At 73.5% G+C, this 19,416-nt stretch carries 17 protein-coding genes; 11 read left to right on the top strand and 6 right to left on the bottom strand.

Features of this window, described 5'->3' with window-relative positions; translation table 11 throughout:
* Positions 1-50 precede the first annotated feature (50 nt).
* Positions 51-1,601 carry a histidine ammonia-lyase gene (gene hutH / locus ACQ1X7_RS11115; RefSeq protein WP_432478252.1) on the top strand — a complete coding sequence of 517 codons (1,551 nt, stop codon included), beginning with the start codon at positions 51-53 and terminating at the stop codon, positions 1,599-1,601.
* Positions 1,598-3,280, top strand: coding sequence for a urocanate hydratase (gene hutU, locus ACQ1X7_RS11120; RefSeq protein ID WP_432478253.1), 1,683 nt, complete (start codon positions 1,598-1,600; stop codon positions 3,278-3,280). Before hutH ends, hutU begins: the two co-directional genes overlap by 4 nt.
* A gap of 60 nt (positions 3,281-3,340) precedes the next feature.
* Here the strand turns inward: hutU and ACQ1X7_RS11125 are convergent, their stop codons facing one another.
* Positions 3,341-4,609 carry an aminoglycoside phosphotransferase family protein gene (locus ACQ1X7_RS11125; protein ID WP_432478254.1) on the bottom strand — a complete coding sequence of 423 codons (1,269 nt, stop codon included), beginning with the start codon at positions 4,607-4,609 and terminating at the stop codon, positions 3,341-3,343.
* 48 nt (positions 4,610-4,657) lie between these two features.
* On the opposite strand from ACQ1X7_RS11125, the gene ACQ1X7_RS11130 reads away from it, so the two are divergent.
* The 8 genes from ACQ1X7_RS11130 (at position 4,658) to ACQ1X7_RS11165 (ending at position 12,234) form a co-directional block, all read left to right on the top strand.
* The gene (locus ACQ1X7_RS11130) at positions 4,658-5,563 is read left to right on the top strand and encodes an amidohydrolase (RefSeq protein ID WP_432478255.1); all 906 of its coding nucleotides are present in this window, start codon (positions 4,658-4,660) and stop codon (positions 5,561-5,563) included.
* Positions 5,560-6,129, top strand: a complete 570-nt coding sequence (locus tag ACQ1X7_RS11135) for a cysteine dioxygenase (protein WP_432478256.1) — start codon at positions 5,560-5,562, stop codon at positions 6,127-6,129. Before ACQ1X7_RS11130 ends, ACQ1X7_RS11135 begins: the two co-directional genes overlap by 4 nt.
* Before the next feature lie 33 nt (positions 6,130-6,162).
* Entirely contained in the window at positions 6,163-7,176 is a 1,014-nt protein-coding gene (locus ACQ1X7_RS11140; protein WP_432478257.1) for an ornithine cyclodeaminase family protein, read from the top strand.
* Positions 7,173-8,699, top strand: coding sequence for an aromatic amino acid lyase (locus tag ACQ1X7_RS11145; RefSeq protein ID WP_432478258.1), 1,527 nt, complete (start codon positions 7,173-7,175; stop codon positions 8,697-8,699). Before ACQ1X7_RS11140 ends, ACQ1X7_RS11145 begins: the two co-directional genes overlap by 4 nt.
* Positions 8,700-8,833: 134 nt before the next feature.
* Complete coding sequence (locus tag ACQ1X7_RS11150; protein ID WP_432478259.1) at positions 8,834-9,889, top strand: ABC transporter ATP-binding protein; 1,056 nt, start codon at positions 8,834-8,836, stop codon at positions 9,887-9,889.
* Between the two features lies 1 nt (position 9,890).
* Positions 9,891-10,559: an ABC transporter permease gene (locus tag ACQ1X7_RS11155; RefSeq protein ID WP_432478260.1), complete on the top strand. Its 669-nt coding sequence runs from the start codon at positions 9,891-9,893 to the stop codon at positions 10,557-10,559.
* Positions 10,556-11,290 carry an ABC transporter permease gene (locus ACQ1X7_RS11160; RefSeq protein WP_432478261.1) on the top strand — a complete coding sequence of 245 codons (735 nt, stop codon included), beginning with the start codon at positions 10,556-10,558 and terminating at the stop codon, positions 11,288-11,290. The genes ACQ1X7_RS11155 and ACQ1X7_RS11160 overlap by 4 nt, the downstream gene beginning before the upstream one ends.
* Positions 11,291-11,295: 5 nt before the next feature.
* Positions 11,296-12,234 carry an ABC transporter substrate-binding protein gene (locus ACQ1X7_RS11165; protein ID WP_432478262.1) on the top strand — a complete coding sequence of 313 codons (939 nt, stop codon included), beginning with the start codon at positions 11,296-11,298 and terminating at the stop codon, positions 12,232-12,234.
* Between the two features lie 4 nt (positions 12,235-12,238).
* Here the strand turns inward: ACQ1X7_RS11165 and ACQ1X7_RS11170 are convergent, their stop codons facing one another.
* The 4 genes from ACQ1X7_RS11170 to ACQ1X7_RS11185 form a co-directional block, all read right to left on the bottom strand.
* Positions 12,239-13,576, bottom strand: coding sequence for an MFS transporter (locus ACQ1X7_RS11170; RefSeq protein ID WP_432478263.1), 1,338 nt, complete (start codon positions 13,574-13,576; stop codon positions 12,239-12,241).
* Between the two features lie 134 nt (positions 13,577-13,710).
* Entirely contained in the window at positions 13,711-15,042 is a 1,332-nt protein-coding gene (locus tag ACQ1X7_RS11175; RefSeq protein ID WP_432478264.1) for an MFS transporter, read from the bottom strand.
* Positions 15,043-15,082: 40 nt separating this feature from the next.
* The gene (locus ACQ1X7_RS11180; protein WP_432478265.1) at positions 15,083-15,943 is read right to left on the bottom strand and encodes a shikimate dehydrogenase; all 861 of its coding nucleotides are present in this window, start codon (positions 15,941-15,943) and stop codon (positions 15,083-15,085) included.
* Positions 15,944-16,073: 130 nt separating this feature from the next.
* Positions 16,074-16,709, bottom strand: coding sequence for a TetR family transcriptional regulator (locus ACQ1X7_RS11185; protein WP_432478266.1), 636 nt, complete (start codon positions 16,707-16,709; stop codon positions 16,074-16,076).
* Between the two features lie 62 nt (positions 16,710-16,771).
* Between ACQ1X7_RS11185 and ACQ1X7_RS11190 the strand changes: the two genes are divergently transcribed.
* Entirely contained in the window at positions 16,772-18,526 is a 1,755-nt protein-coding gene (locus tag ACQ1X7_RS11190) for a TIM barrel protein (protein WP_432478267.1), read from the top strand.
* Between the two features lie 81 nt (positions 18,527-18,607).
* Here the strand turns inward: ACQ1X7_RS11190 and ACQ1X7_RS11195 are convergent, their stop codons facing one another.
* Positions 18,608-19,363, bottom strand: a complete 756-nt coding sequence (locus ACQ1X7_RS11195; protein WP_432478268.1) for an IclR family transcriptional regulator — start codon at positions 19,361-19,363, stop codon at positions 18,608-18,610.
* Between the last annotated feature and the right edge of the window lie 53 nt (positions 19,364-19,416).

Consider the following 19,416-nt stretch of genomic DNA (forward strand, 5'->3'; position numbering starts at 1 on the left):
AGGGTCGGGGCCCTGTTCGGCCGTGCCCACCCGGGGGTTGGATGGGCCGCATGGAGCGAGCGCACGTGACCGTCGGGACGGGTCCGGTCTCCTTTGCCGACGTGGTCGACGTGGCCCGCGGGGGAGCGACCGTCGGGCTGGGGCAGGACGCCGAGGAGGCCCTCGCGCGGTCGCGCGCCGTGGTCGAGGAGCTGGCCGCCGGGGCGACGCCGGCGTACGGCATCTCGACGGGGTTCGGCGCGCTCGCCACCCGCCACATCCCGGCCGACCGTCGGGCCCAGCTCCAGCGGTCGCTGGTGCGGTCGCACGCCGCCGGCTCGGGGCCCGAGGTGGAGCGCGAGGTGGTCCGGGCCCTGATGCTGCTCCGGCTCTCGACCCTGGCCACCGGCCACACCGGGATCCGGCCCGAGACCGCGCGCCTCATCGCCGGGCTCCTCAGCGCCGGGATCACGCCGGTCGTCCACGAGCACGGGTCGCTCGGCTGCTCCGGTGACCTGGCGCCGCTGTCGCACTGCGCGCTGACGCTGATGGGCGAGGGCGACGTCCGTGACGCCAGCGGTGCGCTGGTGTCGGCGTCCGAGGCGCTGGCGGCCGCCGGGCTGGCGCCCGTCGAGCTCGCCGCCAAGGAGGGGCTCGCGCTGATCAACGGCACCGACGGCATGCTCGGGATGCTGGTGCTCGCCATCGAGGACCTGCGCCGGCTGCTCCGGACCGCGGACGTCGCCGCCGCGATGAGCGTCGAGGCCCAGCTCGGCACCGACCGAGTCTTCGCCGCCGAGCTCCAGGCGATCCGGCCCCACCCGGGGCAGGCGCGGTCGGCCGCCAACCTGGTCGCGCTGATGGCCGACTCGGCGATCGTCGCCTCCCACCGCGGCCCCGACTGCAACCGGGTCCAGGACGCCTACTCCCTACGCTGCTCGCCGCAGGTCCACGGTGCCGCCCGGGACACCGTCGAGCACGCCGCGACCGTCGCCGGTCGCGAGCTCGCCAGCGCGGTGGACAACCCGGTCGTGCTGCCCGAGGAGCACCGGGTCGAGTCCAACGGGAACTTCCACGGGGCGCCGGTCGCCTACGTGCTCGACTTCCTCGCGATCGTCGCCGCCGACGTGGCCTCGATCAGCGAGCGGCGTACCGACCGGTTCCTCGACAAGGCCCGCAACCACGGCCTGCCGCCGTTCCTCGCCGACGACCCGGGGGTCGACAGCGGCCACATGATCGCGCAGTACACCCAGGCCGCGATCGTCTCCGAGCTCAAGCGGCTCGCCAACCCGGCGTCCGTCGACTCCATCCCCTCCAGCGCCATGCAGGAGGACCACGTCTCGATGGGCTGGTCGGCAGCCCGCAAGCTGCGCCGGTCCGTCGACGGCCTCACCCGGGTGGTCGCGGTCGAGGTGCTGACCGCCGCCCGCGCCCTCGACCTGCGGGAGCCATTGGAGCCGTCGCCGGCGACCGGGGCCGTCGTACGCCTGCTCCGGGAGGCCGGCGTCGAGGGCCCGGGCCCCGACCGCCACCTCTCGCCCGAGATCGAGACGTGTGTCCAGCTCGTCCAGTCCGGCGCCGTGCCCGCGGCCGCCGCCGACGTCATCGGAGGACTCCAGTGAACAACCCCCGCCTGCCCATCCACGCCCCGACCGGGACCGAGCTGTCCTGCCGCTCCTGGCAGACCGAGGCGCCGCTGCGGATGCTGATGAACAACCTCGACCCCGCCAACGCCGAGGCACCAGCGGACCTCGTCGTGTACGGCGGCACGGGGCGGGCCGCCCGGAGCTGGGAGGCGTACGACGCCCTGCTGCGCACGCTGCGCACCCTCGAGGACGACGAGACCATGCTGGTGCAGTCCGGCAAGCCGGTCGGCGTGATGAAGACCCATGCGTGGGCGCCCCGGGTGCTGATCGCGAACTCCAACCTGGTCGGCGACTGGGCGAACTGGGAGGAGTTCCGCCGGCTGGAGGACCTCGGGCTCACCATGTACGGCCAGATGACGGCCGGCTCGTGGATCTACATCGGCACCCAGGGGATCCTGCAGGGCACCTTCGAGACCTTCGCCGCCGTCGCCGACAAGCGGTTCGGCGGGACCCTCGCGGGCACGATCACGCTGACCGCCGGTCTCGGCGGCATGGGCGGGGCCCAGCCGCTGGCCGTCACCATGAACGACGGCGTCGCGATCTGCATCGAGGTCGACCAGCACCGGATCGACCGGCGGCTCGAGACCCGCTACCTCGACGAGCAGGCCGACGGCCTCGACGACGCGGTCGCCCGCGCGCTGGCCGCCAAGGAGGAGCGGCGCGCGGTGTCGATCGGCGTGCGCGGCAACGCGGCCGAGCTGGTCCCGGCGCTGCTCGAGCGGCACCTCGACCGGCTCGAGGCCGGCCACGGGCCGCTGGTCGACATCGTCACCGACCAGACCTCGGCCCACGACCCCCTCTTCTACCTCCCGGTCGGCACCCCGTTCGACGACTGGGACCGCGAGCGCGACGAGGACCCGCGCGGGCTCACCAAGCGGGCGCAGGAGTCGATGGCCGTGCACGTCCGGGCGATGGTGGAGTTCCAGGACTCGGGGGCCGAGGTGTTCGACTACGGCAACTCGATCCGCGACGAGGCCCGCAAGGGTGGCTACGACCGGGCGTTCTCGTTCCCCGGCTTCGTGCCGGCGTACATCCGGCCGCTGTTCTGCGAGGGCAAGGGGCCGTTCCGGTGGGCCGCGCTGTCGGGCGACCCCGCCGACATCGCCGCGACCGACCGCGCGATCCTCGAGCTGTTCCCCGACGACGAGAAGCTGCGCAAGTGGATCACCATGGCGGGGGAGCGCGTGGAGTTCCAGGGGCTCCCGGCGCGGATCTGCTGGCTGGGCTACGGCGAGCGCCACCTCGCCGGGCTGAAGTTCAACGAGATGGTGCGCGCAGGGGACCTGCGCGCACCTGTGGTCATCGGAAGGGACCACCTCGACTGCGGCTCGGTCGCCTCGCCGTACCGGGAGACCGAGGGGATGCTCGACGGCTCCGACGCGATCGCCGACTGGGCGCTGCTCAACGCGATGGTCAACACCGCGTCGGGGGCGACCTGGGTCTCCTTCCACCACGGCGGCGGCGTCGGCATGGGTCGCTCGCTGCACGCCGGCCAGGTGTGCGTCGCCGACGGCACCGACCTCGCCGCCCAGAAGATCGAGCGGGTCCTCACCAACGACCCCGGCATGGGCGTGATCCGTCACGTCGACGCGGGCTACGAGAAGGCCGACGAGGTCGCCCGGGAGCGCAACGTCCGGATCCCGATGTCGGAGTAGTGGATAGTTGGACGCCGAAATCACCCCGGGAGCCCCCGGGACGATGATTTCGGCGGCCAGCTATCCCACCGGGCGGGCGGCGGCCACGGCGTCCGGCAGCCGGCGCAGCAGCCACGCCACGACGCCGCCGAGCTCGTACGCCGACGCCGCCTCGGTGGCGCGGGCGATCCGGTCGAAGGTGTCGGCCTGGAACACCAGGTCCGCGACGGGCGCGAGGCGCCGCGCCCGGTCGAGGTCGGCCTCCGGGTAGGCCTCGCGCCAGGGGAGCAGGAACGCGGCGACGAGGTCGTCGTCAGACGGGCCGCGGTCCTCGAACGCGGCCAGGTGGGACGCGTCGAGCAACGGGTGGCTGATGCAGACGTCGGTGAGGTCGAACACCCGCAGCTCGGATCCGTCGTAGGCCACGTTGCCGAGGTGGAGGTCGCCGTGGCTCAGGGTGTCCGGCAGGCCGCAGGCCCACAGCTCCCGGACCATCGCCTCGACCTCCTCCCGGAGTTCCCGGACGGCTGCGAGCTCGTCCGGCGTCAGCAGCGCGAGCTCGGGGCTGGCGGCGAGCACCCCGCGGAAGGCCTCGATCGTCGCGTCCACGCCGCGCACCGGGCACCCGGCCGCGCGGAGCTCGTCCAGCAGGTCGAGCGACGCCAGCTGCACCTGTGCCCAGCGCGGCGCGAGCGCCGCGCCCGCGCCGGCCGCCCGGTCGGCCTCGGCGGACCCGGCCAGCGGCTCCATCAGCAGCCACGCCCGCGCGTCGTCCGCGGCGAGGAGCACCGGTACGTCGTCGGGGAAGTGCGCGGCCAGGACCCGGTGGATCGCCGCCTCGGCGCGGAACACCTCGGCGGCGGCCTTGAACCACACGTCGCCGGAGTCGGTCGGGATCCGCAGGACGCCGGAGATGCTCCACATCTTCTCGGGCCGCATCGGTCCGGTCCGTCGCCGGCCGGCCCGGGCGAGCGAGGCGTCGACCCACGTCTCCACCTCGTCGTACCAGCCGGGCCGGAACCACGCGGGCCGCTTCGCGGGCGGCACCTCGAGCTCGCGCGCGGTCCGGGAGACGAGGGCGGCGAGCACCTGGTCGGCGAGCACCTCCGGCCGGACCCAGCGGTCGGTCGGCGCCGGGACTGCCCGGCACCCGACCACGTCGAGGTAGCGGTCGTCGGCGACCTTGAGGATCGGAGCCAGATAGGTGTCGGCGCCGACCCGGTCAAGCACCGCCGCGAACCTGCTGTCGTCGTCCTCGTCCGGCAGCGTGACCGTCGGCAGGGCGTCGTCGTCCCTGACCAGCACCAGGCCGTCGTGGAGCAGCGCGACGTGGACGACGACGGACGACATGCGCCGAGGGTTCCATGGATCGTGAATGTCTACTGATACGGTGCACTAATGCCTTCCCCACGGACCGACTGCCACCAGCACGTGTGGCCGCCTGTCCTCGTGGAGGCGTTGCGCCGCCGGGACCGGTCGCCTCGCCTCGACGGCTGGGAGCTGTACCTCGACGGGGAGCCGCCGTACGCCGTGGACCCCGCCGACCACGATGCGGCGGGCCGGCGCGAGGTCGTGGCCGCCGACGACATCGGCCTCACCCTGCTCTCGCTGTCGAGCCCGCTCGGGATCGAGCTGCTCGCGCCGGAGGAGTCGGCACCCCTGCTCGCCGCCTGGCACGCGAGTGCCGACGACGGGGCCGACGACACCCTCCTCTGGGCCGCGCCCCGGCTCGTGGAGCCGGATCCGACGGAGCTCGCGCAGCTGCTCGCGCACCCGGGGGTCTGCGGACTCCAGGTGCCGGCGACCGTGCTGGCGACCCCGGCTGCCCTCGAGCGCGCGGCACCCGTGCTCCGGGTGGCGGAGCTGGCCGACCGGCCGGTGCTCGTCCACCCCGGCCCGGTGGCCCACCACGCCCCCGGAGCCCCGGCGTGGTGGCCCGCGCTCATCGACTACCCGGCCCAGCTGGCGGCCGCGTGGTTCGCCTGGCACGCTGCCGGCCGCGCGCTGCTGCCCCGGCTCCGGATCGGCTTCGTGGCGCTCGCCGGCCTGGCGCCGCTCCACCACGAGCGGCTCGCCCAGCGCGGCGGTCGGCTCGGGCCGCTCGACCCCGACGTGTTCTACGAGACCTCGTGCTACGGGCGGCAGGCCGTCGACGCCATGACCAGGGTGGTGGGCGCCGACGCCCTCGTGCACGGCACCGACCGCCCGTACGCCGTCCCGACCGACCTGGCACTGGGCCCGGCGTTCGACCACGCCGTCCACGTCGCCAACCCGCACCGGTTCCTGGACGGAGGCCCCCGATGACGCTGACCGCACCCCTCTCCGACGGGTCGTCCGGCCACGACCGCTCCGGCGGCGTGGACCGCGAGCGGCTGCCCGCCCTGCCCGGCCGCGTGATGTCGGCCGACGAGCTGCTCGCCTGGGTGCGCGAGCTCGCCGCCCGGCCCGACGTCTGGGAGCGGCACGTCGCCCCACGGGACGGCGGAGCCTCCGGCGCCCGGTACTTCGTCTCGCTCCACCGCGACGCCGACGTCGACGTCTGGCTGCTGTGCTGGAACCTCGAGGACGACACCGGGTGGCACGACCACGACCTCTCCTCCGGCGCGGTCGCGGTGACCCGCGGTGCGGTGCGCGAGAGCCGCCCCCGGCTCGGAGGCGACCCCGCGGAACGCGTGGTGACCGCGGGACGGGCGTTCGGGTTCGGCCCCGACCACATCCACCGGATGGGCGGTAGTGTCGACGGCTCGGTGTCGATCCACGCCTACTCCCCGCCGCTGTGGCGGATGGGGCAGTACGCGATCGACGCCGGCGGCGAGATGCGTCGGGTGTCGGTGTCCTACGCCGAGGAGCTCCGGCCGCTCGACGCCTGAGCACTGCCCGAGCCGTCCCGCAAGGAGCACTCGTTGTCCGACCAGCTCTGGCTGCGCTTCGTCTCCGGGCCCGACGTCGACGCACTGGGGCTGACCCCGGACGACGTCGTGGCGGCCGCCGGGGACGTGGTGGCGGCCCACGGCCGTGGCGAGACGGTCTTCGAGCCGCGCACCCACCTGGTGCCCGACAACGGCGGCCGCGGCCACTTCAACGTGCTGCGCGGCCACGTCTCCTCGCTGGGGGAACGTGGCGTCAGCGGCGTGAAGGTCGTCGGCGACTTCGTCCCCAACTACGAGGTCGGCCTGCCGAGCGAGCTGGCGCTGCTGACCCTCTACGACCCGTGGACCGGGGTCCCACGGGCGATCGTCGACGCGACCCTCATCACCGAGGTCCGCACCGGCGCGATGACCGCGGTCGGCGCCCGCCACCTCGCCCGACCCGGTGCCCGGGTGCTCGGCCACGTCGGCGCGCGCGGCACCGCCCACGCCAACGTGGTGATGCTCGATGCGATGTTCGACCTCGCCGAGATCCGGGTGACCAGCCGCCGGCCCGAGTCGCGGGAGGCCTTCGCCGCCCGGCTGCGCGAGGAGCTCGACACCCCCGTCGTCGTCACCGGGAGCGTGGCCGAGACCATCGACGGCGCCGACATCGCGGTCGAGGCGACCCGGCTGACCGAGCCGGCCCCGCTGGTGACGCCCGACCTGCTGGCGCCCGGGTCGCTGCTCGTGCCCTACGGGACCGTCAGCGCCCTCGATCCCGGCCTGCTCGACGTCGTCGACAAGGTGGTCGTCGACGACTGGCGCGAGGCCCAGGCAGGGGAGTTCGGCGCGCTCCGCCCGCACCTGCGGTCGGGGGCGCTCACCCGCGACACGCTGCACGCCGAGATCGGCGAGGTCGTCACCGGGAAGCGGCCCGGCCGGGAGGACGACGACGAGCGGATCCTGTTCTGGCACCGGGGCCTGTCGATCCTCGACGTGGCCGTGGGCCAGCTGATCCTCGACCGGGCCGAGCAGGCCGACCTCGGCACCATGGTCCGCTTCCGGTGACGACCGTCGCCGTCGCGAGGCCCGAGGACCTCGGCCCGGCCGAGCTGCTCGCGTGTGCCGGCGGGGCTGCGCCCGTCCTGGCGCCGCCGCTCGTCGAGGCGGTGGGACGCCGTCGCCGCGAGGTCCTCGACGCGCTGCTCGGTGACCACCCCGTGTACGGCGTCACGACCGGCATGGGTGCCCTCACCGGCGTCCGCCTCGACGCTGCGGCCCAGGCCGAGCAGTCCCGCCGCCTGCTGGTGGGCCGCGCCGTCGGTGGCCCGCCCTGGCTGGACCGCGCGGAGGCCCGGGCCGTGGTCGGCTGCCGGCTGCGGACCTTCCTGTCCGGCGACGCCGGGGTGTCGCCGGAGCTGTGCGCGTGGCTGGTGACCCTGCTCGAGGACGACGTGGTGCCGGCCGTCCCCCGGTCCGGGTCGGGCGCCGCGGGCGAGATCATCCCGCTCGCCCACGCCTGGGGCCACCTCGCCGGCGGCGGTCGGCTGCTCGACGGCCGCGGCCACGCGCGTCCGGCGGCCGAGGTGCTCGCCGGTCGTACGCCGCCCGCCCTGGGCGCCAAGGAGGGGGTGGCCCTGCTCCAGGGCGTCCCCGTCGCCACCGCCCTGGCGCTGCTCCGGGCGGCCGAGGCCGACCGCCTGCTCGGGCAGTGGGTCCGGGTGGCCGCTGCCGAGATCCTGCTCGTCGGTGCCACGCGGGACCCCTACCTCGCGGCAGCGGCCCGCGCGGACGAGGTGCTCGGCTCGGTGCTGGACCGGTTGCGCGAGATGCTGGGCGAGGAGACGCAGCCGCCGCTCCACCTGCAGGCTCCGGTGTCCTTCCGTGTGATCGGGCCGGTGCTGGCCCAGCTCGCACGCAGCCTCCAGGCCCTGCGGGACGCCGTGGACCGGGCGCTGGCCGGGGTGACCGACTCGCCGGCGTGGCTCGAGGACGACGCCGGCGCCCGGTTCGTCGGGACCGCTGGCTTCCACGGGCTGGAGCTGGCCGCCGCCTGCGACGGCGTCCGGTTCGCGCTCCTGCACGCCGCGGAGGTGGGCGCGGCGCGCCTGCACCGGCTGCTCGACCCGGCCTTCACCGGGCTGCCCGCCCAGCTGAGCGCCGACCCCGGCCCCCAGGCGGGGCTGGTGGCGGTGCACAAGGCTGCGGTCGGGAGCCTGCACGCGGTCTCGCCGGCCACGTTCACCGCGGTCGGCACCCGGGAGACCTCCCGGGGCCAGGAGGACGTGCAGTCCTACGCCCTCACCGCGGCCGAGCGACTGCGGACGACGCTCGGTGCGGCCCGGCGCGTGGTCGCCTCGGAGCTGCTGGCGGTCCACCAGGGCCGGCTGCTGGCGCCCCAGCGGCAGCGCGGTCCGGCCGCGCTGCGCGAGGCGCTCGACCTGGTCGCGACGGTGCTGCCCGAGGGCGTGGAGGACCGGGCGTGGGGAGAGGACCTGGAGGTGCTCGACGGCCTGCTGGTGGTGGGCTGGCCGGGTAGCGAGGGCTCCGGGACGACGTTCCCCCCGTCGGGTGATTCGCGGGGCAGGTAGGTGCACCTGTCGGTGGGGGCTGCAAGAGTGGTGCTCGCACGCCCGTCTACGATTCGTATGTCAATCAAGCAAGTGGACAATAATCGCGTTGCTCCCGTCCGGCCGCCGGGCGGTCCGCGAGGGAGGTTCCCCAGGTGATCGAGTTCGACGGCGTGACCAAGGTCTACCCCGACGGGACGACCGCGGTCGACGGCCTGGACCTCCGGATCCCCGACAACGCGATCACGGTGTTCGTGGGTCCCTCGGGGTGCGGGAAGACCACCTCGCTGCGAATGATCAACCGGATGGTCGACGCCACCTCCGGCACGATCCGGATCGACGGCGACGACATCACCAGCCTCGACGTGGTCAAGCTGCGTCGCGGCATCGGCTACGTCATCCAGGCGGCCGGACTGTTCCGCCACCGGACCGTGATCGACAACGTCGCGACCGTCCCGGTGCTCTCCGGCACCAGCCGGCGCGAGGCCCGCGACCGGGCTCGTGAGCTGCTCGATCGGGTCGGGCTCGACCCCCACCTGGGAGACCGCTACCCGGCCCAGCTGTCCGGAGGCCAGCAGCAGCGCGTCGGCGTCGCCCGCGCCCTGGCCGCCGACCCGCCGGTGATGCTGATGGACGAACCGTTCTCGGCCGTCGACGCCGTGGTGCGCCACAGCCTCCAGCAGGAGTTCCTGCGGCTCCAGCAGGACCTCGGCAAGACCATCGTCCTGGTGACCCACGACATCGACGAGGCGATCAAGCTGGGCGACCAGGTGGCCGTGTTCGCCGAGGGCGGCCGTCTCGCCCAGGTCGCGGCGCCCGACGAGCTGCTCGCCGCCCCCGCCGACGACTTCGTGGCCCAGCTCGTGGGCCGCGACCGCGGGTTCCGCGGGCTCTCCTTCGAGCCGGCGTCCGACGTCGAGGTCGAGCCGGTCGACACCTCCGTGGACGGGATGACCCTCGAGCTCGACGGCGCGGGCCGCCCGCTCGGCTGGAAGAACGGGCCGGCCACGCTGCCGACCGAGGGGACCTGGACGGAGTCCGACACGCTGCGCACGGTCACCGACCTGGTGATCCTCTCGCCCGCCGGCGCCGCCGTACGCGTCGACGACGACGGTCGGGCCGACGGGCTGGTCCGCCACCGGGTCCTGGCCGAGCACATCCGGCAGCGGCAGCTGGTGCGTGCGGGTGACGTGGGGCGCGGGGACGCCTGAGATGACCTTCTTCTCCGAGGTGTGGGACTACCTCGTGACCAACGGCGAGGCCGTGTGGGAGGCCCTGGTCCAGCACATCTGGCTGGCCCTCGTGCCGGTCGCCATCGCCTTCGTGCTCTCGCTCCCCCTGGGCTGGCTGGTGGTCCGGTTCGGCTGGGCGCGTCACCCGCTGCTGACCGCGTCGAGCATCCTCTACACGGTCCCGTCGCTGGCGCTGTTCCTGCTGCTGCCGGGTCTCCTCGGCACCGGCATCCTCGACCGGGTCAACGTCGTCATCGCGCTCTCCCTCTACAGCCTGGCGCTGCTCGTCCGCACCACCTCCGACGGCCTGGCCTCCGTGGAGCCGCAGGCGGTGCAGTCGGCGGTGGCGATGGGCTACACGCCGCTGCGTCGCTGGTTCTCGGTCGAGCTGCCGCTGTCGCTCCCCGTCGTGCTGGCCGGGCTCCGGGTCGCCACGGTCGCCAACATCAGCATGGTGTCGGTGTCGGCCCTGCTCGGCATCGTGAGCCTGGGCTCCCTGTTCACCCGCGGCTTCCAGCTCAACTTCTACGTCCCGCCGATCTTCATCGGGCTGGTGCTCTCGGTGCTGCTCGCGGTGGTGGCCGACTTCCTGATCGTGATGGCCCAGCGGGCGATGACGCCCTGGGCCCGGGTGGAGGCGTCGCGATGAACGACGGCACGTTCAGCTTCCTCCTCGACCCCGCCAACTGGGCGCTCGGCAACAGCGACGGCTTTCCCCAGCGGATCCTCGAGCACCTCACCTACACCGGCCTCGCCGTCGGCATCGCACTCCTGATCGCATTCCCGGTGGGGGTGCTGATCGGCCACACCGGCAGGGGCGCCTTCCTCGCGATCAACGCCGGCAACGCAGGTCGGGCGCTGCCCACGCTCGGCGTGCTGATGCTGGTCGTGGCGCTGGCCGGCACCGGGCTGATCCCGGCCACGGTCGCCCTGACGATCCTGGCGATCCCGCCGATCCTCACCTCGACGTACGCCGGCGTCAGCTCGGTCGACCCCGCGACCGTCGACGCCTCGCGCGGGGTCGGCATGACCGGCTACCAGGTCGCCGCCCAGGTCGAGGTGCCCGACGCGCTCCCGATCATCTTCGGCGGCATCCGCAACGCCACGCTCCAGGTCGTGTCGACCGCGACCATCGCGGCCTACGTCGGGCTGGGCGGACTCGGGCGCTACCTCTTCGACGGCCTGGCGCTGCGCGACTACCCGCGGGTGGTCGCGGGCGCGATCCTGGTCGCCGCCCTCGCCGTCGTCCTCGACCTCCTGCTCGCCGCGATCCAGCGCTCCCTCGTCTCGCCCGGCGTCGACGGCCGGGCCGAACGAGGCCCCCGACGCTCCGCCCCGCGTCAGGCCCGACCCGTCGCAGCCCACACCAACGAAAGGTGACTCCGATGTCCACACCCACCCGACGCGTGCGGTCGCTCGCCGCCGTCGCCGTGCTCGCCGTCCTGGCGCTGAGCGCGTGCGGCGGCGACGACTCCGCCGACGACCCGTTCTCGGAGGGGGAGGGCGGCGGCGACACCATCGTCGTCGGCTCGGCCAACTTCCCCGAGAACGAGCTGCTGATGCAGATGTACGCCCAGGCCCTCGAGGCCGCCGACGTGAGCGTCGAGACCCAGCCCAACATCGGCGCCCGCGAGGTCTACATGAAGGCGTTCGAGGACGGCGACATCGACCTGCTGCCCGAGTACAACGGCGCCCTGCTGGCCTACCTGGTCGGCGAGGAGGGCGTCCCCGAGGACGTCACCTCGCCGGAGGAGGTCTACGACGCCCTCCAGGACGAGCTGCCCGAGGGGAGCGAGACCCTGCCGCAGTCGGCGGCCGAGGACAAGGACACGCTCACCGTCACCAGCGAGACCGCGGAGAAGTACGACCTCGCGGCGATCCCCGACCTCGAGCCGGTCGCCGGCGAGCTGGTCGTGGGTGCCGGGCCGGAGTTCCGGGAGCGGTTCCAGGGCCTCGTGGGACTCGAGGAGGTCTACGGCGTGGAGTTCGAGGAGTTCAAGCCGCTCGACCCCGGCGGGCCGCTGACCGTGGCGGCGCTCAAGGACGGCACGGTCGACGTGGCCAACATCTTCTCCACCGACTCCGCGATCGAGGTCAACGACTGGGTGGTCCTCGACGACCCCGAGAACCTCTACCTCTCCCAGAACATCGTGCCGCTGATCCAGTCCGACGCGGTGACGCCGGAGGTCGAGGAGGCCCTGAACGGCGTCTCCGAGGCGCTCACCACCGACAACCTCACCGAGGCGCTGGCCCGGGTGCAGGTCGACAAGGAGGACCCGGTCGTCGTGGCCGAGGACTTCCTCGAGGAGAACGGGCTGCTCTGACCGGTCAGGTCGTGGGGGTGGTGCCGCTCGTCGGCGCCACCCCCGCGCCGGGCTCGGGGACCGACGGGTCGGTGGACGTGGTCCCCATGCCGTTGACGGCCGGGGTGATCCGGCGTTCGACCGCGAGGGCGAGCGCCGCCATGGCCGCGCAGCTGGCGACGAGGGCGCCGACGAAGCCGACGTCCCAGCCGGCGTCGAGCATGACTCCGGCGACCACGGGCCCGGCGATCGTGCCGGCCTGGAACGCCCCGGCGCTCACGGCGTTGTAGCGGCCCCGGAGGTGGTCGGGCGCCATGTCGTTGGTGATCGCGGGGATGGTGGGCTGCAGCATCGTCTCGCCGAGCGCGAAGAGCGCGTGGAACACCAGCACGCCCGCCACCGCCGCGGCGGAGGCAGGGACCAGTCCGGTCGCACCGAGCAGCACCCATGCGGCGGCCCAGAGCGCCGACATCACCACGAGCACGCGGGTCCGGCGGTGGCCGCTGATGAGCGTGAGCACCAGGAACTGCAGGGCGACGATCACCGCGGTGTTGACCGCGAACGCGAACCCGATCACCTCGGTCGGGACCTCGCTGACCTGGCGGGCGTACGCCGGGAAGCCGGCCTCCATCTGCCCGTAGCCGACGAACGTGGCGAGGAACGTGAGCGCGGTCAGCCACAGCACCGCTGGCTGGCGCACGATCGCGAGGTAGGAGCCCGGTGCCTCCTCGTCGTCCGGCCGCTCCGCCCGGCCGTGGAGGTGGCGCAGCGGCCCCAGCAGCAGGGCGATCGGGACCAGCATGCAGGCGCCGTCGACCAGGAAGATCGTCGTGAAGGTCCCGGGCCGCGTCACGTCGACGTAGAGGCCGCCGACCACGCCGCCGAGACCGATCCCGAGGTTGACCAGCGCGAAGTTGATCCCGAAGTACTGCACCCGGGTCGGACCTGTCGTGACCGCAGCGACCAGCGCGTTGAAGGCGGGCCAGGAGACCCCGAAGTTGAAGCCGAGCAGCGCGAACGAGACCGCGACCACGAGGGGTGTGGTCGCGAGGGCGAGGACCACGCAGCCGACGAGCTGGGCGGTGGTCGCCCACAGCAGCATCCGGCGGGCCCCGATCCGGTCGGTGAGCGCACCGCCCGGGCCGGTGACGGCCAGCGCGACCACGGCGATGAACGCCATCAGGGAGCCGGCGAGGTCGAGGGAGATCCCGCGCACCTCGTGGAGGTAGATGATCGTGAAGGGCAGCGTCAGCCCGCGGCCCAGCGTCTGGATCGCCACCGTCGACAGCAGCCAGCGGCCCTCCGTCGGCAGCACCGCCCAGAAGTGCCGCAGCCCCGTCCGCTCGTCCCGAGTCGTCGTCACCCCCCGATTCTCGCCGTCCCCACCGACACCCCGCACGCGGGTTTCGGTCGGGAAGGTGGGGTAGTCCAGCGACAAGTGGCCCCTCTGCTCGGCGTGGCGAGGGCCACTTGCCACTGGAGTACCCCGATGAGGGCTCAGGTCACGCCGGCGGCGGCCTCCCGGGCGCGCTCGGTACGGAGGCCGAGGGCGGTGGTGGGCACGTCCTTGGTCTCCCGGGCGGTGAGTGCCGAGACGGCCGCGATGGCGCAGATCACGGCGGTGAACAGCGAGGTGACGACCCAGCCGCCCTCGGAGACGCCGCCCAGCGCGGTCACGATGCTCGGGGCGAAGCCGGCCATCATGAAGCCGATCTGGGTCCCGATCGCCATGCCCGAGAACCGGACCCGGGTGCTGAACATCTCGCCGTAGAACGACGGCCACACCGCGTTGGCGGCCGCGTAGCCGAACGAGAACGTCGCTACGGCGAGCGCGAAGGTGAGCAGCTCGCTGTCCTGTCCCATCGACAGCAGGTAGAAGGGCATCAGGGCCGCGCTGGAGACCGCGCCGTACACGAAGACGGGCTTGCGGCCGATCCGGTCCGCGAGGTTGCCGAAGAACGGCTGGGTGAACAGCGCGAACACGTTGGCCACCACGACCAGCCACAGCGTGATCGACTCGTTGACCCCGACCTCGGTGCCGTAGGCGATGGCCAGGTTCCCGAAGACCGTCGACACGGCGGCGATGAACGCACAGCAGATCACACGCACCACGTCGACCCAGTGGTCGCGCATCAGCACGCCCAGCGGCAGCTTCGCGATCTCGTCGTTGGCCCTGGCCTCCTCGAACTCGGGGGTCTCGTGGAGGCCGCGACGGATCATGTACGCGACCAGCACGACCACCGCGGAGACCCAGAACGGGATCCGCCAGCCGATGCCGTACTTGATGTCGTCGGGCAGGGCCACCACCGGGATGAAGACCAGGGCCGCGAGGATCTGGCCGCCCTGGGTGCCGGTCAGCGTCCAGGAGGTGAAGAACGAGCGGCGGTCGTCGGGTGCGTGCTCGAGGGTCAGCGAGCTGGCGCCGGCCTGCTCGCCGGCCGCGGACAGCCCCTGGAGCACCCGGCACAGCACGAGCAGCGCGGGCGCCGCCCAGCCGATGGCGTCGTACGACGGGAGGCAGCCGATCAGGAACGTCGAGGCCCCCATCAGCAGCAGCGTGAAGAGCAGCACCTTGCGCCGGCCGATCCGGTCGCCGAAGTGGCCGACGAAGACGGCGCCGATCGGGCGGGCCACGTAGGCGAAGCCGAACGTCGCGAACGACATCACGAGTGCCGAGGTGTCGTCGTCGGGGAAGAACACCGTGGGGAAGATCAGGGCCGCCGCCGACCCGAAGATGAAGAAGTCGTAGTACTCCACGGCGCTGCCCATGAAGCTGGCGAGCGCCGCCTTCCTCGGTGTCTTCTCGGGGGTGGTCACGGGATCCTGCATGGGTACTCCTCGGGGTGGGGGTGCTGCTCGTGCGGTCGGGTCAGTCGTGGGTGGCCAGCTCGCGCAGGTGGGCGAGCATCCGGTCGGCGTCCGGTTCGAGCCCGGTGATCAGCCGGAACGCGTCGGCGGCCTGGTGGACCGCCATGTGGCCGCCGTGGAGCGTGGGGCAGCCGGCCGTGCGCGCTGCCTGCACCAGGGGCGTGTCCAGTGGGCGGTAGACGATGTCGGCCACCCACAGGCCGGGGTGGAGCAGTCCGGCGTCGAGCGGCAGGCCGGGGTGCGCGGCCATGCCGGTCGGCGTGCAGTGGACCAGGCCGTCGACCTCGCGGGTCAGCGCCGGGAGCTTGTCGGGGTGCGCGGTCTCCACGCGGGCGTCCGGGAACCGGCCCGCCAGCTCGCGGGCGAGCGCCTCGCTGCGGTGCGGGTCGACGTCGACGACGACCAGCCGGTCGGTGCCGTCGGTCAGCAGCGCGTCGGCCACGGCCGCACCCGCACCGCCTGCACCCAGCTGCACGACCTCGCCCGTCCCGACGTCGGGCAGGCCGGTGACCAGGGCGGTCGCGAAGCCGGTGGTGTCGGTGTTGTGCCCGGTCGCGCCGCCGTCCTCGCCGAACACCACGGTGTTGACGGCGCCGAGCCGGGCGGCCCGCTCCTCGAGGTGGTCGAGGTGGGGGAGGACCAGCTGCTTGCACGGGTGCGTGACGTTGAGGGCGTCGTACCCCAGCCGGTGCGCCCAGTCGAGCAGCTCGCCGACCTGCTCGGGCACCAGCCCGAGGTCGTCGAGGTCGAGCGTCCGGTAGACGTAGTCGAGGCCGTGGTGCGCGGCCTCGCGCATGTGGAGCGCGGGGGAGAGCGAGGGGCCGACACCGGTGCCGACGAGGCCGACGAGGAAGAGTCGCATCCGCGGGCTCCTAATGTACTAAACGGTACGTACATGTGAACGACACCACAGCCCGACCCGGGGCGTCAAGGGGTACGTCGAGCCCGCCGGGGCCTGGCCCGGCGGCGCCCGGCGCAAGCGGGGGCCGGGTTCAGGGGAGCGCGGTGAGCCAGGCGACGACGACGTCACCGAGGATCCTGCGGTTCCGCCTGCGGGTGCGGGCCTCGGTCATGTCGCGACCGAACAGGAAGCCGAACGTGGCGTTGTTGGCGACCTGGAAGACGCAGTAGGAGCTGATCAGCATGTGCACGTCGATCGCGTCGACGTCGGTGCGGAAGACGCCGTCGGCCTTGCCGCGGGCGAGCACGGCGTCGAGCAGGGAGGCGGCCGGCGCGCCGAGCTCGCGCAGCGAGTCGACCTGCCGGAGGTGCTCGCCGTGGTGGATGTTCTCGATGGACACCAGCCGGATGAACGCCGGGTGGGCGTGGTGGTGGTCGAAGGTCAGCTCGGCGATCCGGCGTACGGCGTCGACGGGCGCGAGGTCGGCTGCGTGGATGTCCTGCTCCGCCCTGCGGATGCCCCGGTAGGCCTCCTCGAGCACCGCGAGGTAGAGCCCCTGCTTGTTGCCGAAGTAGTAGTAGATCATCCGCTTCGTGGTGCGGGTGCGCTCGGCGATGACGTCGACCCGGGCCCCGGAGTAGCCCTGCTCGCTGAAAACCTGGGTGGCCACCTCGAGCAGCTCGGCGCGGGTGCGGACGGCGTCGCGCAGCCGCTCGGTGCCAGCCATGGCCCGAGCCTATCCGCGGGGCTGGCGGTCCTGCGGGAGGGTTATGTACCGTCTGGTTCATTATGAGGACGTCGATCGCCACCGTGTGCCTGAGCGGCTCGCTGACCCGCAAGCTGCACGCCTGCGCGGAGGCGGGCTTCGACGGGGTCGAGGTGTTCGAGCCCGACCTGGTCGCCGCGCCCGAGAGCCCGGAGGAGATCCGGGCCCGGGCGGAGCGGCTCGGGCTCACCCTCGACCTGTACCAGCCGTTCCGCGACGCGGAGGGGGTCTGCGAGGCCGAGTTCGCGCGGGTGCTGCACCGGGCCGGGGCGAAGCTCGCGCTGATGCAGCGGCTCGGCATCGACACCCTGCTCGTCTGCAGCAACGTGGCCACCGCCACCGTCGACGACGACGGGGTGGCGGCCGACCAGCTGCGCCGGCTCGGCGACCTCGCCCAGCAGCACGGCGTCCGGATCGCGTACGAGGCACTGGCCTGGGGTCGGTTCGTCGACGACTACCGGCGTGCGTGGCGGATCGTGCAGCTGGCCGACCACCCGGCCGTCGGCACCTGTCTCGACAGCTTCCACATCCTGTCGAAGGGCCACGACCCCGCGGCGATCGAGCAGATCCCCGGGGACAGGATCTTCTTCCTCCAGCTCGCCGACGCACCCGCCCTGTCGATGGACCTGCTGTCGTGGAGCCGCCACCACCGGTTGTTCCCGGGTGAGGGCAGCTTCGACCTCGCCGGCTTCCTGCGGCACGTGCTCGCCACCGGGTACAGCGGGCCGCTGTCGCTGGAGGTCTTCAACGACACCTTCCGGCAGACCGACCCCAGCCGCACCGCCCGGCAGGCGCTGCGGTCGCTGCGCTGGCTCGCCGACGGTGCGGGAGTCGAGGAGCCGCCGCTGCCCCCGGCCGGCCAGCCCGCCGGATACGACTTCGTCGAGGTCAGGGCCGCGGACACCGAGCCGGTCGAGGTGCTCCTCGAGCAGCTCGGCTTCGGCTTCGGCGGCCGGCACCGCAGCAAGGGCGTCCGGCTGTGGACCAGGGGCGACGCCCGGATCGTCTGCAACCAGCAACCGGGTGCCGGCGAGGCCAGGCTCGCGGCGGTCGGCTACCAGGTGGGCGACCCCGACGCCGCCGCAGCGCGGGCCGAGCGGCTGCTCGCGCCGCGCGTCCACCGCACGACGTACGCCGGGGAGGAGGAGCTGCGGGCCGTCGCGGCCCCCGACGGCACCGAGGTCTTCCTCGGCCGCAGCGCCGGGTGGGTCGGGGAGTTCGACGGCGGTCGCGCGCCGCAGGACGACCTCGGCGCGAGCACCATCGACCACGTCAACCTGGTGCAGCCCTGGCAGCACTACGACGAGGCGGTGCTGTTCCACGCCTCCCTGCTGTCGCTGGAGACCCAGTCGTCGACCGAGGTGGCCGGGCCTGCCGGCCTGGTCCGCAGCCAGGTGATGCGCTCGTCGGACGGCCGGGTCCGGATGCCGCTCAACCTGCTTCCGGTCGGCCACCCCGGCCTGGCCCAGCACGTCGCCCTGGCGTGCGACGACGTCCTCGGGCTGGCGCGTGAGGCCGTCGGGCGCGGGCTGCGGCCGCTCCCCGTGCCCGGCAACTACTACGACGACCTCCTCGCCCGGTTCGACCTCGACCCGGACCTCGTCGAGCAGATGCGCGGGCTCGGCGTCCTCTACGACCGCGACGACGACGGGGAGTTCCTCCACCTCTACACCCGCACCGTGGGCGAGGTGTTCCTCGAGGTGGTCGAGCGCCGCGGCCGCTACGACGGCTACGGCGCCCCCAACGCCCCCGTCCGCCTCGCGGCCCAGCTCGCCTGAGACGGGTAGTCCAGTGACAAGTGGCCCCTCGGAGCGGCGAGTCGGGGGCCATTCGTCGCTGGAGTACCGCCGGCGGGCACCTCACCCCAGCGAGCGGCTGATGCCCTGGGCGGCGACCTGGAGGGCGGTCACCAGCCGGTCGCGGCCCCGCTTCAGGCTGGGGACCACGATGCCGAGGGCGGCGACGACGGGGCCCTGGCTGCCGCCGGCGCGGATCGGCACCGCCACCGAGCAGGCACCGAGGGTCATCTCCTCGACGGTGGTCGCGTAGCCGTCGCGGCGGACCGCGGCGAGCTGCTCCTGCAGCCGTCCCGGCGAGGTGACGCTGTACGGCGTGACGCGGGTCAGGTTGGCCAGCACCTGCTCGACGACGTCGTCGGGCGCGTGGGCCAGCATCACCTTCCCGACGCCGGTGGTGTGCATCGGCAGCCGGGTGCCGACGGTGCTGACCACCGGCACCGACGTCCGGCCCGAGAGCCGCTCGAGGTAGAGCACCTCGTGCCGGTCGCGCACCGCGAGGTGGAGCGTGGCCCGGGTCGCGGCGTGCAGGTCGTTGAGGAACGGCGCCGCCACCTCGCGCAGCCCGGTCTCCGCCGGCGCGAGCAGGCCGACCCGCCACAGCCGCCGCCCGACGACGTAGTCGCCGTCGGGCCGCTTGACCAGGGCCCCGCCGGCGACCAGCTCCCCGACCAGCCGGTGGGCGGTCGGCAGCGGCAGCCCGGCGCGTTCGGCCACCTGGGTCAGCGTGAGCCGGGGGTGCCGCTCGTCGAAGGCGAACAGCAGGGACAGCGCCCGCGAGACCACGGTGGCGCCCGGGGTCGAGGTGTTGCCGGCCATGGGGCCTCCCTTCCGCTCAGTGGAAGGGTAGCCTCGGCGCTGCCTCGGGCCAC

The organism is Nocardioides sp. GXQ0305 (genome assembly GCF_050880345.1).
GTDB lineage: Bacteria > Actinomycetota > Actinomycetes > Propionibacteriales > Nocardioidaceae > Nocardioides.

What these genes read in the sequence shown, in the direction of transcription:
- ACQ1X7_RS11185 (WP_432478266.1), bottom strand. Translation starts at nt 16,709, where the DNA reads ATGGCTGGCACCGAGCGGCTGCGCGACGCCGTCCGCACCCGCGCCGAG.
- ACQ1X7_RS11190 (WP_432478267.1), top strand. Translation starts at nt 16,772, where the DNA reads ATGAGGACGTCGATCGCCACCGTGTGCCTGAGCGGCTCGCTGACCCGC.
- ACQ1X7_RS11175 (WP_432478264.1), bottom strand. Translation starts at nt 15,042, where the DNA reads ATGCAGGATCCCGTGACCACCCCCGAGAAGACACCGAGGAAGGCGGCG.
- ACQ1X7_RS11125 (WP_432478254.1), bottom strand. Translation starts at nt 4,609, where the DNA reads ATGTCGTCCGTCGTCGTCCACGTCGCGCTGCTCCACGACGGCCTGGTG.
- ACQ1X7_RS11165 (WP_432478262.1), top strand. Translation starts at nt 11,296, where the DNA reads ATGTCCACACCCACCCGACGCGTGCGGTCGCTCGCCGCCGTCGCCGTG.
- ACQ1X7_RS11130 (WP_432478255.1), top strand. Translation starts at nt 4,658, where the DNA reads ATGCCTTCCCCACGGACCGACTGCCACCAGCACGTGTGGCCGCCTGTC.
- ACQ1X7_RS11195 (WP_432478268.1), bottom strand. Translation starts at nt 19,363, where the DNA reads ATGGCCGGCAACACCTCGACCCCGGGCGCCACCGTGGTCTCGCGGGCG.
- hutH (WP_432478252.1), top strand. Translation starts at nt 51, where the DNA reads ATGGAGCGAGCGCACGTGACCGTCGGGACGGGTCCGGTCTCCTTTGCC.
- ACQ1X7_RS11160 (WP_432478261.1), top strand. Translation starts at nt 10,556, where the DNA reads ATGAACGACGGCACGTTCAGCTTCCTCCTCGACCCCGCCAACTGGGCG.
- ACQ1X7_RS11180 (WP_432478265.1), bottom strand. Translation starts at nt 15,943, where the DNA reads ATGCGACTCTTCCTCGTCGGCCTCGTCGGCACCGGTGTCGGCCCCTCG.
- ACQ1X7_RS11155 (WP_432478260.1), top strand. Translation starts at nt 9,891, where the DNA reads ATGACCTTCTTCTCCGAGGTGTGGGACTACCTCGTGACCAACGGCGAG.
- ACQ1X7_RS11135 (WP_432478256.1), top strand. Translation starts at nt 5,560, where the DNA reads ATGACGCTGACCGCACCCCTCTCCGACGGGTCGTCCGGCCACGACCGC.